We start from the raw sequence: 265 nt of genomic DNA, 5'->3' as shown, positions 1-265 counted from the left end.
CTATACAGCTGGAGCATTTGATCCTAGCCTTGTAGGACCTACCTTATCACCGATTCCACCATTTACATTACCAACAGGTCCTACGGGAGTTACTGGACCTACCGGAGATACCGGAGCTACGGGAGCAACTGGACCTACCGGAGATACTGGACCTACGGGAGCAACTGGACCTACCGGAGTAACTGGACCTACCGGAGCAACTGGACCTACGGGAGCAACTGGACCTACCGGAGTAACTGGACCTACCGGAGCAACTGGACCTACG

General features: G+C 54.7%; 1 protein-coding gene. It reads left to right on the top strand.

The genetic code is table 11. From position 1 onward, the window contains the following. Window positions 1-265: exosporium leader peptide-containing protein (locus tag MR167_RS32215; RefSeq protein ID WP_242316293.1), on the top strand; the 265-nt coding region annotated here is incomplete at both ends.

This window comes from Bacillus cereus group sp. BfR-BA-01355 (genome assembly GCF_022663675.1).
Classification (GTDB): Bacteria; Bacillota; Bacilli; order Bacillales; family Bacillaceae_G; genus Bacillus_A; species Bacillus_A thuringiensis_S.
This window is presented reverse-complemented; position numbering and strand designations above follow the sequence as displayed.